The 15,261-nt window shown below is 71.0% G+C and carries 13 protein-coding genes and 2 pseudogenes; 7 read left to right on the forward strand and 8 right to left on the reverse strand.

From position 1 onward, the window contains the following. Nucleotides 1-238 precede the first annotated feature (238 nt). Nucleotides 239-1,366, forward strand: coding sequence for a hypothetical protein (locus BN6_RS26695; RefSeq protein ID WP_015102899.1), 1,128 nt, complete (start codon nucleotides 239-241; stop codon nucleotides 1,364-1,366). Nucleotides 1,367-1,465: 99 nt separating this feature from the next. Here BN6_RS26695 and BN6_RS44155 read toward each other — a convergent pair. Further along, nucleotides 1,466-1,773, reverse strand: a pseudogene (locus BN6_RS44155) (helix-turn-helix domain-containing protein); the annotation flags it as partial. A gap of 188 nt (nucleotides 1,774-1,961) precedes the next feature. Here BN6_RS44155 and BN6_RS26700 point away from each other — a divergent pair. After that, on the forward strand, nucleotides 1,962-2,396 hold the full coding sequence (locus BN6_RS26700) for a CoA transferase (RefSeq protein WP_015102900.1): 435 nt from the start codon (nucleotides 1,962-1,964) through the stop codon (nucleotides 2,394-2,396). Next, nucleotides 2,393-2,917 (forward strand): hypothetical protein, encoded by a 525-nt coding sequence (locus BN6_RS45020; RefSeq protein ID WP_015102901.1) that lies wholly within the window; start codon nucleotides 2,393-2,395, stop codon nucleotides 2,915-2,917. Before BN6_RS26700 ends, BN6_RS45020 begins: the two co-directional genes overlap by 4 nt. 256 nt (nucleotides 2,918-3,173) lie before the next feature. Here BN6_RS45020 and BN6_RS26710 read toward each other — a convergent pair whose 3' ends face one another. Both BN6_RS26710 and BN6_RS26715 read right to left on the reverse strand, forming a co-directional pair. Then, the gene (locus BN6_RS26710; RefSeq protein WP_015102902.1) at nucleotides 3,174-3,668 is read right to left on the reverse strand and encodes a metallophosphoesterase family protein; all 495 of its coding nucleotides are present in this window, start codon (nucleotides 3,666-3,668) and stop codon (nucleotides 3,174-3,176) included. Nucleotides 3,669-3,697: 29 nt separating this feature from the next. Then, a complete protein-coding gene (locus BN6_RS26715) occupies nucleotides 3,698-3,886 on the reverse strand; it encodes a hypothetical protein (protein ID WP_231904753.1) in 189 nt (62 codons plus the stop codon). Between the two features lie 105 nt (nucleotides 3,887-3,991). Between BN6_RS26715 and BN6_RS26720 the strand changes: the two genes are divergently transcribed. Next, nucleotides 3,992-5,239 carry an FAD-dependent monooxygenase gene (locus BN6_RS26720; protein ID WP_015102903.1) on the forward strand — a complete coding sequence of 416 codons (1,248 nt, stop codon included), beginning with the start codon at nucleotides 3,992-3,994 and terminating at the stop codon, nucleotides 5,237-5,239. 80 nt (nucleotides 5,240-5,319) lie between these two features. Next, entirely contained in the window at nucleotides 5,320-5,703 is a 384-nt protein-coding gene (locus BN6_RS26725; RefSeq protein WP_041314140.1) for an HPF/RaiA family ribosome-associated protein, read from the forward strand. A gap of 69 nt (nucleotides 5,704-5,772) precedes the next feature. Here the strand turns inward: BN6_RS26725 and BN6_RS26730 are convergent, their stop codons facing one another. From BN6_RS26730 to BN6_RS49090, 4 genes and pseudogenes are all read right to left on the reverse strand, one after another. Beyond that, on the reverse strand, nucleotides 5,773-6,639 hold the full coding sequence (locus BN6_RS26730) for a metal-dependent hydrolase (RefSeq protein ID WP_015102905.1): 867 nt from the start codon (nucleotides 6,637-6,639) through the stop codon (nucleotides 5,773-5,775). An 837-nt stretch (nucleotides 6,640-7,476) separates the two neighbouring features. Continuing rightward, nucleotides 7,477-10,314: an AfsR/SARP family transcriptional regulator gene (locus tag BN6_RS26735; protein WP_015102906.1), complete on the reverse strand. Its 2,838-nt coding sequence runs from the start codon at nucleotides 10,312-10,314 to the stop codon at nucleotides 7,477-7,479. 306 nt (nucleotides 10,315-10,620) lie between these two features. Beyond that, nucleotides 10,621-10,803 carry an RICIN domain-containing protein gene (locus BN6_RS45995; protein ID WP_148303022.1) on the reverse strand — a complete coding sequence of 61 codons (183 nt, stop codon included), beginning with the start codon at nucleotides 10,801-10,803 and terminating at the stop codon, nucleotides 10,621-10,623. Nucleotides 10,804-11,213: 410 nt separating this feature from the next. Further along, nucleotides 11,214-11,553, reverse strand: a pseudogene (locus BN6_RS49090) (peptide chain release factor 3); the annotation flags it as partial. Between the two features lie 386 nt (nucleotides 11,554-11,939). On the opposite strand from BN6_RS49090, the gene BN6_RS26740 reads away from it, so the two are divergent. Further along, nucleotides 11,940-12,305 carry a MerR family transcriptional regulator gene (locus BN6_RS26740; RefSeq protein ID WP_051076045.1) on the forward strand — a complete coding sequence of 122 codons (366 nt, stop codon included), beginning with the start codon at nucleotides 11,940-11,942 and terminating at the stop codon, nucleotides 12,303-12,305. A 60-nt stretch (nucleotides 12,306-12,365) separates the two neighbouring features. Then, nucleotides 12,366-14,042, forward strand: coding sequence for a ribonuclease J (locus BN6_RS26745; RefSeq protein ID WP_015102910.1), 1,677 nt, complete (start codon nucleotides 12,366-12,368; stop codon nucleotides 14,040-14,042). 735 nt (nucleotides 14,043-14,777) lie between these two features. On the opposite strand, the gene BN6_RS26750 is transcribed toward BN6_RS26745, so the two are convergent. After that, nucleotides 14,778-15,173, reverse strand: coding sequence for a VOC family protein (locus BN6_RS26750; RefSeq protein ID WP_015102912.1), 396 nt, complete (start codon nucleotides 15,171-15,173; stop codon nucleotides 14,778-14,780). Nucleotides 15,174-15,261: the final 88 nt, after the last annotated feature.

The following is a 15,261-nucleotide window of genomic DNA, read 5'->3' on the forward strand; positions in this document are numbered from 1 at the left end:
GACGCAGCGGGCGACGGAAACGGGGCACGCTCACAGCACCCACCGCCCGGACGCCGTTCGACCGAGTCGAGAGCACGCCCCGGAGAGTCGCCTACGGCTGAATCGACAACGCCACTGCGGGGTTGTCCCGGTCGGCAGGAATTCCTTGTGTGACAGGGAATTCTGCTCTGATCGGGCCGTGACGGTACCGACTTGTGGTCACTATCAATGACCGATGGGCGACGTTAGCGTGTGAGGCATGCGCCGACTGCTCAACGTCACCGCCGCCGTCCTGCTCGTCCTCACGACCGTTCCCGCCGTCGCGTCCGCCTCCGTGAAGGCTGTCGACCTGGGCGTGCTGCCCGGCGGCGAATACAGCTTCGCCAACGGGATCGGCAACGCCGGCACCGTGGTCGGCTACGCGAACACCGACGACGACCTCGTCCACGCCGTGTCGTGGACGCCGGACAACCGGATCACCGACCTGGGCACCCTGCCCGGCGACGTGGGGAGCTCCGCGACCGGCGTCAACGATCGCGGTGTGGTGTACGGAAACTCCTACGCCGAGAGCGGGCGGGGCCGCGCGGTGCGCTGGGTCGATCGCGTGATCCAGGAACTCCCCCCGCTGCCCGGTCACGTGGAGACCCTCGCCTCGGCGATCAACGAGGCGGGCACGGTCGTGGGAGTGTCGGTCGGCGCCGACTACACCGACGAACACGCGGTCGCGTGGGACCGCTCCGGCCGCGTCGTCCGACTCGCCGAACTGCCCGGCGACCAGGTGTCCCAGGCGATCGGCATCAACGACGCGGGCCTGATCGTCGGCTACTCCGGCCGGTACGGCACGATCGCCGACCTGCACGCGGTTGTCTGGACGCCGGACGGCAGCGTCACACCGCTGGTGTTCGACGGCTCGAACGCGGGCGCCGCCGAAGGCATCGAGGACACCGGCGTCGTCGCCGCCACCATCGTCGACCGCGACAACCGCCTCCACGCCGTCCGCTTCGACTCCGACGGCAGGGGCACGGACCTGGGTGCCGGCCTGCGGGCGACCGGCATCGGCGAGGACGGCACGGTCCTCGGCACCCGCTCGGACCGGGGCGCCCTGCACGGCGCCCGCTGGCGGCCGGGCACCGTCGAACCGGAGTTCCTGACCGTCGGCTACGCGGTCGCCGCCGTCAGCCGCACGGGCGTGACCGTCGGCACGACCCGAGGCGCCGGCACGACTTCCCGCGCGATGGCCTGGACGCCCGACGGGGATTCCGGCACACGACTCCCGTCACTCGGCGGCCCCAGCAGCAGCGCGAGCGCCGTGAACGACCACAACGTCGCAGTCGGCTCCGCCGAGATCACCAGAGGTGTGCGGCACGCCGTCAAGTGGCACCTGTGACCGGATGCCTACGGAGTCCAACAACCTTCGGGCGCACCGAAACCGTTCACGTCCGAACCACGCACCGGCCTCGGCTCGTCGGACGCCGGCACCCACCCGGCCCGCGTGTGCCCGACCCAGGTTCCGGCCGACCGTGCGCACCGACATGACCGTGCCCTGGCCGCGAGTTCCAGGGCGATGCGGCGGGCCGACCACTTGCGGTCCCGACGCGGCCGCTCGATGCGGACCACGACCTCAGCCGCGGTGGCGTTGACTGCCGGCACGGAACGCTGGAGCGGTGAGGCCAGAACGGCCTCGCCGGAACGGCGACAGCGGTTGACCCACTTCGAGGCGCACTGCCGCGAGACGCCCATCTCGGCCGCGACATGCCCGGAATCACTCCGCCACCAAAGCGTCCGTGTAGAACATCAACTGGGCCCTGATCAACTTTGTTCGACCCGGCTGCTGCATGCGCTGGTCGGACGACGTCATTCGGTGGCGGCTCCGGCGCCGTAAACTGGAATCGTCGGCCCGATTGCACGAAGCGGTCGACGTCGGACTGCGCGAGAGCTTCGCGCATGACGGCTCACGGTCGGTAGGTCGGAGGGAACTGGGCGTGGCGAGGATCGCAACCGGGTCGTCGGCGGGTCGGCGCGGGTACGACGGCCTGGTGCATGCGGGCAGCGGTATCGCGGTGGCCGAGGGCTCGGCCGACCGGCCAGGCGTGCTGCCGGCGCGGGCGTCGGACCACGGCACCGGGTACCTGCTGGCCGCCGCCGTGCCGCGCGGGCTGACCGAGTGCGCGGAGCCCGACGGTCGGCATGTGCGGCTCTCGTTGGCGGGCACCGCCTCCCGGCTGCCGCACGACCTGCGGCCAGCCGATGTGGACGATCTGGACGGGTACGATCCCGCGCCGTGGCTCACCGGAACCGACTCGCCACACGGCTCGCTCCGGCACGCGCGGTCCCCGATGGGCTACGACGGTGTGCCGCCCGCCTGGGGCCGGCCACCGGGCCGGTGGGCCGCGGACCGGGCGGAGTGGCTCGCGTGACCGGGCGGGACGAGGTGCTCGCCGTGGTCGCGGACCTGTCCGGACCGCTCGGGCCGTTCCGCACGCCGGAGGACATGGACGACATCCGGCTCATGTGGGTGTCCGAGGTCGACTGGTCGGCGTTCGGGCACCTCGCGGACATCGCGTGCGGCTCCTGGCCGGAACTGGCGCGGCTGGACCCGGACGCCGTCCACTACGAGCTGAGCCGACTGCTGACCGAACTCGGGCAGCGGGACGTGGCCGGCGCGGTGGCACGGCTGGCCGGGCTGCTGGAGGTCCCGGCCGCCCGGACGGTGGCCATCGCGGCGCTCGGCGGCTTCGGCCCGGCCGCCCTGCCGGCGTTGGCCGCGCTGGTGGACGAGCCGTTGACCGTCTCCGAAGCGGTGTGGCTGGCGTGCGCGCTGGGCGAGACCGAAGACGAACGGGCCCGGCCGGCGCTGCTCGCGTTGCGGGACCGGGTAGGCGCGCCGGAAGTGGTGCAGGAGGTCGCGACGGCGCTGGTCCACCTCGACCACTGCTGAACCGGCCCGGCCGGCCCCTGGATCATGGTCTTGGGCCCGGCCGAGGCGTTCGGCACTGCCCACGCGGTCGCCTGTCCCGTCGGCGATGTCGGCCGTGGTGGCGCCCACCGTCCGGCCGTCGACAATTGCTGGCTGCCCCGGCTCCGTGAACTGGAATCGTCGGCCCGGTTGCACGAACCGGTCGCAGAGCCTGATCGCCGGGGCGGCCGGCGCGAAACTGACCGGTGCCCGGTCGGGGCATCGCGGAAGACGCCCGCTACTCCGTCACCGGCACGATCCGCGCGTCCAGCAGCACGCCGTCACGCACGTCCAGCAACCCGATCGTGCCGTGGGGTTGCCGCCGCCGGTCGGTCGGCGATCCGGGGTTGAACACCCGGACCCCGTCGACCGTCTCGTCCCACGGGATGTGCGAGTGCCCGAACACCACCAGCCCCGCGTCCGGGAACCGCCGCCGCATCCGCGCCGCACGTCCCGTCGCCGGTCCGCTGTCGTGGATCATCCCGACCCGCAACCCGTCCAGCTCGAACTCGACCACCTCGGGCGCGCCCCAGGCCACCACGTCGGGCCCGTCGTTGTTGCCGCTGACGGCGATCACCGGCGCGAACGCGGCGAGTTCGTCCAGCACCGAAGGCACGCACACGTCACCCGCGTGCAGCACCACGTCCGCGTCACGCAGGTGCGCGGCGACGGCGGGCGGACAGGTCTTCCAGCGCCGAGGCGCGTGGGTGTCCGCGAGGACCACGACCTTCACCGCACCTCCCCCGCCCGACCCCGGTAAGTTCAGCAGGTGTTCACGATAACCGAGTGGGACCCAGGGCTCAGGTCGAGGATCTGCACGTTCCGAGCCCCGGCGGGCACGCGGACCTGGTAGGTACCGAGCCTGACCGGGTAGCCGAAGAAGCTGCCCGCCGGTGCGACGGCGGTGCCCGCGATCTGCGAGCCGTCGGTGCGGTGGACGGTAACGGACACGTCCGCGCACTGCCGGTCGAACGGCCGACAACGCGGCGGCGTCCAGGCCGCGACGCGCCGGCCGGCGTAAGTTTGCCCCGACGGTGTCGAACGGAGGACCTCTCAGTGACCACCAGGCATGCGGTGATCTCCGGCGCGAGCATCGCCGGGCTGTCGGCCGCTTTCTGGCTGAAACGCACCGGGTGGCAGGTGACCGTGCTGGAGCGGGCCGAGGAGTTCCGCGACGGCGGGCAGAACGTCGACGTCCGCGGCGTCGCCCGCGAGGTGCTTGCGCGGATGGGGCTCACCGAGGCGGTGCGGGCGCTCAACACCACCGAAACCGGCACGGTGTTCGTGGACGCGGTGGGGAAGGTCATCGCGGAACTGCCCTCGGACGGCCCGGACGGCGCGACCGCCGAGCTGGAGGTGCTGCGGGGCGACCTCGCCCGCGCGGTCCTGGACCACCTGCCGGCGGGCGTCGAAATCCACTACGGCGACCTGATCGCCGAGGTGGACGAGCGCGCCGACGCGGTCGCGGTGACGACCGCCGCCGGCCGCGTGCTGCGCGCGGATCTGCTGGTGATCGCCGAAGGGGTCCGCTCGACCACCCGTGACCGGCTGTTCGGCGACCAGGTCGACCGCCGGGAGCTGGGCATCGCGATGCTGTTCGGCACGATCCCGCGCACCGCGGACGACGACGACCGGTGGCGCTGGCACACCACCACCGGTGGACGGCAGGTCCACCTGCGGCCCGACAACCGCGGCACCACGCGCGCCATGCTCGCCTACGCGCACGCGGACAACCTGACCAACCTCGACCGCGTCGACCTGCTGGCCCGCGTGCGCGACCACTACGCGGGCGCGGGTTGGGAGACGTCCCGCGTCCTGGACGGGTTCGACACCTCCCCCGACGTCCACCTCGACCACCTGACCCAAATCCGGATGCCCACCTGGCGGCGCGGTCGGGTGTGCCTCGCGGGTGACGCGGCCTGGTGCGTCACGCCGATGGGCGGCGGCGGCGCGTCGCTCGCCCTGGTCGCCGGGTACGTCCTGGCCGCTACCCTCTCCTCCGCCGCCCTCTCCTCCGCCGAACCGGACACCGGCCTCGCCGCCTACGAGGAGTGGATGCGGCCCCTGGTCAAGGATGTCCAGCAGCTCCCGCGCGGCATCGAGCGCATGGCCTTCCCCCGGACCCGTTTCGGCCTGACCACGCACAACGCCGTCCTCAGAGCCCTCACGTCCCCGGTGCTGAAACCGCTGATGGCCAGGTTCACCCAGGTCGCCGGTTCCGACCGCCCGCTCCCCCCGATCTCCACTCCGCTGACCTCCACGCCGCCGACCGTCGACGCGGCAGATCCGTCCACTGTGGAGTGACGCACGCCCGCGCCAGGTTTGAGCCTGCCCCTCCAGGGGTACTGACCAAGACCATTGCCGTCCCGCTTCGGAAGGTGCTCATGCAGATCCAGGTCAACACCGACCACAACATCCACGGTGGCGAACGACTGGCCACCTACGTGACCAACGACCTGGAGAACGGCCTGTCCCGGTTCAGCGGATGGTTGACCCGGGTGGAGGTGCACCTCAGCGACGACGGGAACGGCAAGCCGGAAGACAAGAAGTGCGTCATCGAGGCGCGGCCCGGTGGCAAGCAGCCGGTCGCGGTCACCCATCACGCGACCACCGTTGACGACGCGTACGCCGGGGCGGCGCACAAACTGGCGAAGGTGCTGGAATCCCAGTACGACCGCGCCCACGACCACAAGGGCAGCGACAGCATCCGCCACATGCCCGCGCCGGAAGACCCGGACCAGGTGGGCGTGATCAAGCCGCAGGGCTGATCACGACAGGACTGATCACGACGACCGGCCGGGGTGGCGCCCGGCTGGTCGTCGCGCCGCCGCCGCCCGTCAGGTCCGGTCCACCACGGCGAGCACCGCCGGCCACACGCCCGGCACCAGCAGCACTCCCGCCACCGCGCACGCGGGCAGCACCACGAACCGCTCCACCGCGCCACCCGTGCGGAAGCGCAGCGGGCGGGGTGGGCGGATTTCGTACCAGGTTTCGCCGCTGATCGGGATCGGCCACAGGAACGGGCAGCCGGAACGGGTCAGCGCGTCGCCGAGGCAGTGCACCACGCAGCCCACCGCGACCGCCCACCCGATCCACCCGGCGAGCGCGGCCAACTCCCGCGTCAGGGTCCCGTCCGCCAGCCACACCACCCCGATCAGCGCCGCCATCGCGAGCACCCAGTCGCCGAGCGCGTCGGCCGCGAGCAGCACCGCCAGCGCGAGCACCGCACCGGCCGCCCACGTGCCCATCGAGCCGGTCGCCCAGTTGATCCACCACCCGAGCAGGGCCGCGAACGCCACGGTGTGGGTGGCGTGCCGGTGCTTGCCCGACACCGGCTCGTCCCGCGGCCCCTTGGTGATCTCGTACAGACCGCGCGACGCACCCCGCGCGATCCTCGACAACACCCCGGTGATCGGCCCGACGAGCCGCGACGCCCGGGAGCCGGGGTGGTCCAGGTCCGGGATGAGCGCCGACCCGGCGGTGACGGTGGCGACCACCACCGCCTGCGGCACGGTGTGCGCGCCGAGCAGCGAGGCCAGGGCGAGTCCGGCGCACCACCCGGTGCCGGCGTGGGTCGTGCCGAGCATCACGATCTCCTGAGCGGAACGTCCCGGCTCACGACAGCCGACGCCGTTCCGCTGCCACATCGCGGAAACGCCGAACCGCGCGCGTTGCCGGTTGCCGAAAAGGATGAACAGCAGCACCCCTGGCAGCGCCGTCAGCGGAACCCAGGCTCACCCCGAACACCCACCGAGGATCATCCCGAACAACACGACCTCGCCGTAAACGATCCGCCCCGCCACACCGGCCTCCTCGAGTCGACTCGGTGTTGATCTACCCGGGTGGACGCACGCCGAACCACCCGGCCCGTCGACCTGCCGGGTCGGCCGTAACGGACCGCGCCGCCCGGCCCGCGTGCGGTCGCACTCGCGTGCGCCCGCCTGGCACTCGTCCCGGCCAGCGCGGTCGGGGTGACGGTCGCCTTCTTGCAAGGGTACGAGTCCGCGCCCGCACCGGAGAGCCCGCTGACACTGGTCGCGACCCTGGCCGGGCTGGTGTTCGGCGTGTGGGCGCTGTCGGCGAAACGGCCGGGCGCGGATCCGCCCTCCCACGCCGTCACCTCGCCCGACGAGCAAGTTCACCTCGGATCCAAAGACACCACACGATCGCGGGTGCTCTCCTCCTCAGCCACGTGTTGCCGACGGTAGACGACAACCAGCGCCACTACCCCGCGACGCCCGCCACGTAGGCGAGCGCGATCTTGACCACGGTGAGCTGGCCGCCGGCGAGAGCACCTTGACCTCCGACGGTGCGGGCATCCCGAGCCTTACGGCACCGGAACTCCTGGTTCGCTCGGACTCTCGTACCGCGATGCGTGCCCCGAACGTCCGCTGCTGCCGATGAGAGGACGGCGACAGCGTTGCCGGTGGCGTGCGAGGTGCAGCACGACTACCTCGGCCAGTGGCAGAACGGGCCGGGCAGCGACGGGTTCGAGTGCAACGTCGGCGTCCAGAGTTCCAGCGTCCAGTGGGGCTGAGCGCTCACGTCCGCGAGACCTGTGCCGCCGGGGCGCGCTGCTCCTGACGGAGGACGTCCAGTTGTCGCTGGATTCTGCCGGCGACGTCGGCTCGCTGTTGAGACTGGCACAACTGGACGGCCCGCCGCCACGTCGCGCCGGCCAGGTCGTCGTGGCCGAGAGCGCGGTAGGTCTGCCCGAGGCGATCCAGGGTGTCGACTTCGTTGTAGTCGTGGCCGAGTTCGCGGAGCAGTGCGAGCGCCTGCCGGTAGTGGTCGAGGGCCTGGCCCAGCCGACCGGTGTGGTGGGCGATGTAGCCCAGACTGTCCACTGTGGTCGCTTCCAGCTCGCGGTCGCGATGGCGGCGGGCCAGGGCCAAGGCGGCCTCGCAGTGCGTGCGCGCCTGCGGGTAGAGGCCGGACTTGGCCTGGTGCCAGCCCACCTGGCCGTGCGTCCAGGCCACCCACACCGGCAGGTCGAGGTCCTGGTAGAGCCGCAGGGCCGGGAGGGCGTGCTCCAACGCCCGCCGGTCGTCGCCCCGCACCTCCCAGACGCCGCCGAGGGTGGCGTGGGCGTGGGCCTGGCCGAGGGCGTCGCCCGTCTTCTCGCTGACCGCGAGGGCGTGACGGAGGTGCCGCAGGGCTTCGGCGTGGAGTCCCAACCCACCGCACGCGTTGCCGAGGCGTCTGCGGGCCAGGGTCTGCGTGGCGGTGTCGCTCATGCGGTCGGCGGAGGCCACGCCCGCCCGCCACGCCCGGACCGCGTCGTGGTAGTTGCCGCGCCTCCGGAAGAACGTGTCCAACGTCCAGGCCACCTGCCAGCCCGGAGTGTGCCAACCCTGCCGCGCAGCCAGTTCCTGGACGGTCAGCAGGTTCCGGAACTCGGTCGCCAGCCACCTCATCGCGGCCGGCTCGTCCTCGATCGTGGTGAAGGCACAGCCGTCGGCGGGGGTCCCGATCCGGATCGGATCGCGGTGCGGGTCCAGCACCTGGTCCGCCGTGTGCGCGGTGTGCAGGTAGAAGTCGACCAATCGCCGCAGTGCGTCGGTGGTGGCTGCCGGAGGGTTGTCCTGGTGGGCGCGTTCACGTGCGTACAGCCGGACGAGGTCGTGCATCCGGTAGCGGCCTGCGGCGTGTTGGCCGACCAGGTGCGCCTGTTCCAGTTCACGGAGACAAGTCCGGGCGCGGGCGGTGGGCAGCGCGGTCAGACTCGCGATGGCGTGCAGACAGGTGTCCGTGCCGGGGGCGAGCCCGAGAGCCTTGAACACGGCGGCTGCCCCGGCGGACAGAGCGCGGTAGGACCAGGAGAACACCGCGCGGAGACTCACGAGGTCGTCGCTGGTGTCCAAGGCGTTCAGCACGCCGGACTGGTCGCGCAGCTCGTCGGCCAGCACCGTCAACGGGAAGTCCGCGTTCCTGGTGGCGCGTGCGCCCACCATGCTGATCGCCAGCGGCAATCCCCCGCAACAGGACAGCAGTTCCGTCGCCACACCGGGTTGGGCGGTCAGCCGGTCGTCGCCGAGGTGCCGGGCCAGCAACCGGTAGGCCTCCTGGTCCGTCATCCGGTCCAGGCTCAGGAAACGCGCGCCGTGCGCGGCGACCAGCCCGCTGAGGTGCCGACGGCTGGTGACCAGCGCGGTGCAGGTCGGGCTGCCGGGCAGGAGGGCGGCGACCTGACTCGTGTCAGCGGCGTTGTCCAGGAATATCAGCATCTTCTTGCCCGCGACCAGACTGCGGTACAGGCCGATCTGGGCGTCCAGGTCGAGCGGGACGGCGGCGGGGGCGACGCCGAGCGCGTCGAGGAAGACGCGCACCACCGTCTCTGCGGGCATCGGTTGCGCGGCGGGATCGAAGCCGCGCATGTTGACGTACAACTGGCCGTCGGGGAACCGGTCGAGGTGCCGGTACGCCCAGTGCAGCGCCAACCAGGTCTTGCCGATCCCGCCGATCCCGCCGATCACTGAAATCGGCACGCTGTCGTCAGCGTCGTCCTTTCCCAGTGCGGTGTCGAGGTCGGCCAGTTCGCGCGTCCTGCCCGTGAAGAAGAGCGGCTGGGCCGGGAGGTGGCGCGGTACCGTCACCGGGACGGTCGCCGGACCGGATCGCACGGTGGGAGCCGCCAGCGCCGGGTCGGCCGCCAAGACCTGTTCGTGCAAGCGACGCAGCGGTGGGCTGGGGTCGGTGCCGAGTTCGTCGGCCAACCGGCCGCGCACCCGCTGGTAGTGGTCCAGCGCCTCGGCCGGTCGACCGCTGCGGTACAGGGCGGTCATGAACTGGCACGCCAGGCGCTCGTCCAGTGCGTTCTTGGCCGTCCACGCCGCCAGGTCGGGCAGCAGGGCGGCGTGCAGGCCGAGCCGGAGCCGGACGTCGGCGAGATCGAGCCTGGCCTCGTGGCGGTGCAAGATCAGGGTCGCGCGGGTGGACTCCAACCAGGGAGAGGTCAACCCGGCGAACGGTTCCCCGCACCACAACGTCAACGCCTGTTCGAGCAGGGCGGCGGCGCGAGCGTCGTCGTCGGCGGCACGACCGTCCTCGACCAGTCGGCGGAACCGGTGGAAGTCGACCGTCTCGGGCTCGACGTCGAGTTGGTAGCACCTCGGCGGCTTGCGGGTGATCGCCACGTCCGCCGCGCCGGACAAGGCGCTGCGGAGCAGGGTCATGCTGTGCTGGACCGCCGCGCGCGGGTTGCGAGGCAGGCGGCGATCGCCCCACACCCGGTCCACCAGTTGGTCCACCGACACCGCGTGGTTCGCCTCGACCAGCAGGACCGCCAGCACGCACCGCAGTTGCGGGTAGCCGATCCCGATCGGCTGACCTCGGACGTGCGCCTCGACGTCGCCCAGCAGACGGAACTGCACCGTCATCCGTCTTCCTCCCTGCACCCGGAGGACATGCTTACCGGGTCTGACGACCACCCTCAAGCGTTGCCCGCGCGCCGCGCACGTTCGGGCTATGCGCAAGCGGCCTGTCGGCGTAGGGAAGTCCGTCGACGTAGGGGAACCAGTCGGCGAAGGGAGTACGTGCGGCCAAAAGCACTGTCTGGTCCGGGAATCCGGGAATCGGGGAGACGGCGCGGCGCGGATGCGGGCCGCTGGGCCGAGGGCATCCGCGCCGTGCCCGGTCCGGCGGCCGTGGTAGGCAGGCAGTGTGCGGTCAGCCAGGAGGCGACGTCACGGCCAGATCTGCCACCACTGGTCGTTGTACCCGAGGATGCAGTCGTAGTTGACGACGTTCGCGCCGTTCTGGCCCTGGTTGGACGGAACGGCGAGACAGCGGTCACTCTTGTAGTTGCGCAGTCGTAGTGGATCAGCGGCTTGCCGTTGCGGTTGTCCGCCGAGTTCACGGCGAGACACTTGCGGTGGTAGTTGTTGATCAGATTCTGGTACGTGCCCGGGTTGATGCCCCGCACTCCAAGATTCCCATCCATCCTCCAAGCGAAGGGGCCGTTCTGACCCACCAACCTTGGCCACCCGCGAGTGGCCAATTCGTTGGCAGCGCATGAGTTCCCAGGTCAGGGCCGCCGGTCCCACCTCATCCCAAGGGCCAAGGGCGCTCACCGGCAGGCCGGGCCGAAGGGGAGGTCGGGCAGGAGTCGTACCCACTGCTCATGCGTGATCATCCCCTTCGCCCGAAGTGCCTCGCACAGGTGCCGGGTGACCGCATGGAAATCGGGGCTCAACTGCCGTACCCAACCTTCCGCGTCGACCCCGGCGAGCCTGCCGTTTGCCACCGAAGGAAGTCCACAATGGACTCGTCAAGCCGGTGATGTAACGACCATGCCGCGCCGAACCACCCCCGAGCAGACCCGGGCAAACGCGATCTGGTCCCGGTGGGAGGGGGTCCATGCCGGTCTGGACCTTGAACACGAGCGCCGAGAACGGCGCGTCCAGCGCACGGGCACGTCCCTGGACGTCCACCCGCGGCTCAGGGCGTGGTGCCAGTTCTACGAGCAGGTCCAGCAGGTGCCGCACGCCGAAGTCGAGCACGGCCGAGCCGAACAGCACCGGCGTGGCCGAGGCGTTCCGGAAGCGTTGCGGGTCGAAGTCTCCGCCAGAGGCGGCCGGCAGGTCGAGTTCCTCCACCGCGCGCGTCCACCCCGCGCCGGCCGGACTTGCCGTGCACCGCGCCGGCCTCGGAAAGATCACCCGAGCGTGCAGGGCGAGCGCCCCGGTCAACGTCGACTTGCCCGCGTCGAGGTCGCTGATCACCGCGAAGGAGCGCCGCCGATCAGCCTGGCGCGGCACCTCGACGGATGGAGCCATCACCGGATCCGCGGTGGCCATGCATGCTCTCCTGCGCTGGATACGCTCCGCACAAGTCCACTCTCACGTCACGGTAGCCTCTGCCCCCGTCACCCAGGTCGGGCCCCCGGATCCCGGCAGGAATCAGGTCGTGGTTGTGCGGCGACGTGGACGGTCGCAGCGCCCGCACCGGGTGCCACAATGACCGAATCGCATTCGACATCGGAAGGGACCTCGTGGGCGGGCGCATGCAGATCGGCGAGGTGGCCGAGCGGACCGGCCTGTCGCTGCGCACGATCCGCTACTACGAGGAAGTCGGCCTGGTCGTGCCCAGCGACCGGAGCCAGGGCGGATTCCGCCTCTACGCCGAACCCGACGTCGATCGCCTCCAGGTGATCAAGCGCATGAAGCCGCTGGGCTTCCAACTGGAGGAGATGCGCGAACTGCTCGCGCTCCTCGAGACCCACTCCGCCACCGACGACCGCGACCAGCACCTCGACCGCCTCGCGGCGTTCCACGCCGCAGCCGAGGAGCGCTGCGAGGAACTCCGTGCCCAACTGCGGATCGCCGAGGAGTTCGCCGGTGCTCTGCGGGCCTACCTGCCCGGCGACTGAGCGCTGGGACGGGGTCGATTTCGCCGTGGTCACACTCTCACGTAACGTGAGAGTGTGACCATGGCTCAAACCTCCGTCCCTCCGCCGACCCTCGCCCCCGACGCGCTGCGCGTCATCGCCCTGGGCGGGCTCGGCGAGATCGGGCGGAACATGACCGTGTTCGAGCACGAGGGCAAGCTGCTCGTCGTGGACTGCGGCGTGCTGTTCCCGGAGGAGCACCAGCCCGGAGTGGACGTGATCCTCCCGGACTGGACCCACTTCCGGGACCGGCTGTCCGATGTGGTCGCGGTCGTGCTCACCCACGGCCACGAGGACCACATTGGCGGGGTCCCCTACCTGCTGCGCGAACGCCCCGACATCCCCATCGTCGGCTCACGCCTGACCCTGGCCCTGTTGACGGCCAAGCTCGTCGAACACCGCATCACCCCGGTGACGGTGGAGGTCCAGGAAGGACGCCGGCTCTCGCGAGGACCGTTCGACCTGGAGTTCCTGGCGGTCAACCACTCCATCCCCGACAGTCTGGCCGTAGCGATCCGCACCGCTGCCGGACTCGTGCTGCACACCGGCGACTTCAAGATGGACCAGTTCCCGCTCGACGGACGCATGACCGACCTGCGCGGCTTCGCCCGCCTCGGAGAGGAAGGCGTCGACCTGTTCCTGGTCGACTCCACCAACGCCGACGTGCCCGGCTTCACCACCGCCGAGCGCGACCTCGCCCCGGCGATCGACGAGGTGTTCCGCACCACCCCGCGCCGCGTCATCGTGTCCAGCTTCGCCAGCCACGTGCACCGCATCCAGCAGGTCCTCGACGCCGCCCACGCCCACGGCCGCAAGGTCGCCTTCGTGGGGCGTTCCATGGTCCGCAACATGGGCGTGGCCACCGAACTCGGCTACCTCAAGGTCCCTGACGGCCTCGTGGTGGACATCAAGCGCATGGACCGGATGCCGCCCCGCCAGGTGACGCTGATCTGCACCGGCTCGCAAGGCGAACCGATGGCCGCGCTGTCGCGCATGGCCGGCGGCGACCACTCGATCCAGGTCGAGGAGGGCGACACCGTCCTGCTGGCCAGCTCGCTCATCCCCGGCAACGAGAACGCCATCTACCGGGTCATCAACGGCCTCACCGACCGCGGCGCGAACGTCGTGCACAAGGGCAACGCCAAGGTCCACGTCTCCGGCCACGCCAGCGCCGGCGAACTCGTCTACTGCTACAACATCGTCCAACCGGCCAACGTCCTGCCCGTGCACGGCGAAGCCCGACACCTGCGCGCCAACGCCGAACTCGCCGTCAAGACCGGCGTGCACCGCGAACGCGTGCCGATCGCCGCCAACGGCCACGTCGTCGACCTCCAGGACGGCCGGGCACGCATCACCGGCAGGGTCGAGATCCACAACGTCTACGTCGACGGTCAGACCGTCGGCGGCGTCACCGAAGCCTCGCTGGCCCAGCGCCGCACCCTGGGCGAGGAAGGCGTCATCACCGTCGTCGCGATCGTCGACACCGACTCCCGCCGCCTCGCCGAACCGCCGGACTTCATCGCCCACGGCTTCGAGCACGACACCTCGACCTTCGTCCCCACGACAGCCGCCATCGAGAAGGCCCTCGCCGGCGCCGCCGAGCGCAGCGTCACCGACTTCGAGGAACTCGAACGGCTCATCGCGCGCGAGGTGCAGAACTGGGCCTTCCGCACCCACCGCCGCCGTCCCGTCGTCATCCCCGTCGTCGTCGAGGCGTGACGCGCCAGGCACCTTCGGTCGTCCCCGAGCGCCGCCGCTTCCACCCGACGGCGCGCGGCCGGGGCGACCGGGGGTGCGGCCGGGGCGCCACGTGGAAGTCACAGACCCACCCGGACCAAGCGGGCGCATGACTGAGCCGCAGCACCACAGGTCGGCGACGTAGCCCACAAGCACGGCCGAGCACCCGTTCGACGCCACGATCACGCAGCAGCAACGGCTCTACCTGCCGCAACAGCGGACGAACCCTCGAATCGAGCTCCCTGCCCCGGTCACCGCAACCGGCACGCGGAGAGCGTGCTCACGAGCAGTTCACCCGACCTGGGATCAACTGTCACGTCAGCGCAGAGTTCCCGACGCCCGCGCCCCGTTGAACCCCGCTGGCGCGGAGCATCGCGCGGGGTACGTCCGGCTTCCGAAGGGCGCCCGAGACACGAGCACCGCACCGGAGGTCCGCAGCACGAGTCCAGGACTCCCGCGACAGAGCCGTGCCGTGCAGGACCGCGACGAACTCCGCCGGAGTTTCCGCCGCGATCCGGGCGATGGTCGTCAGAGCCCGCGAAATGTCCGTGCGAGCCGTCGAACACGCCGAGGCCGTATCGACTCGACCACGAGGTCGACCAGCCAGGGCGTGAGCGACCGAGAGATGATTACGCTCGTCCAGCCGACGGTGGCAGCCTGCTGGAAGCAGCGGGGGTGCTCCCAGCAGCACTGCTCTGCCTGACCGATCTTGACGGGTCAGGATCCGGTGACCGGCGAGGCGATTCCGACGAGGACGCCGTAGGGGTCTCTGACGTAGGAGACCACCTGGCCCCAGGCGGTGTCGTGCGGCTCGGCCAGGGCAGTGGCACCGGCCGCGACGGCGCGGGCGAAGCCACCGGCGACGTCGTCGGTGATGAAGGTGAACTCGATGCCCACCGGTGGTAGGGCAGGGTCGAGGGCGGCGTAGGGCACCGGCACCGCCTCCGCCCCCAGCCGGTGGCTGGTGAAGGCAAGCGCCGTGCCGCCGGTGTCGAGCTGGGCGAAATCGCCCGACTCGTGAACGAACGCGCGGGCAAGCCCGAAAGCCCGCTCGTAGAAGTCAACGGCGTGGACCACGTCCGAGACGTACACGATGGCGTAACCGAACCTCATTGCGGCTCCCTGAAGATCAGTACGAAGTACCGCCAACACCACCACAGAGCCAGCACCGCAGTCTTGAACGAATCGGACATCGCGCCGT

The organism is Saccharothrix espanaensis DSM 44229 (genome assembly GCF_000328705.1).
GTDB classification, from domain to species: domain Bacteria; phylum Actinomycetota; class Actinomycetes; order Mycobacteriales; family Pseudonocardiaceae; genus Actinosynnema; species Actinosynnema espanaense.

Excerpts from the sequence above, each read along its gene's own strand:
- BN6_RS26735 (WP_015102906.1), bottom strand. The coding sequence starts at position 10,314 with ATGACGGTGCAGTTCCGTCTGCTGGGCGACGTCGAGGCGCACGTCCGA.
- BN6_RS26750 (WP_015102912.1), bottom strand. The coding sequence starts at position 15,173 with ATGAGGTTCGGTTACGCCATCGTGTACGTCTCGGACGTGGTCCACGCC.
- BN6_RS26695 (WP_015102899.1), top strand. The coding sequence starts at position 239 with ATGCGCCGACTGCTCAACGTCACCGCCGCCGTCCTGCTCGTCCTCACG.
- BN6_RS26725 (WP_041314140.1), top strand. The coding sequence starts at position 5,320 with ATGCAGATCCAGGTCAACACCGACCACAACATCCACGGTGGCGAACGA.
- BN6_RS26740 (WP_051076045.1), top strand. The coding sequence starts at position 11,940 with ATGCAGATCGGCGAGGTGGCCGAGCGGACCGGCCTGTCGCTGCGCACG.
- BN6_RS26745 (WP_015102910.1), top strand. The coding sequence starts at position 12,366 with ATGGCTCAAACCTCCGTCCCTCCGCCGACCCTCGCCCCCGACGCGCTG.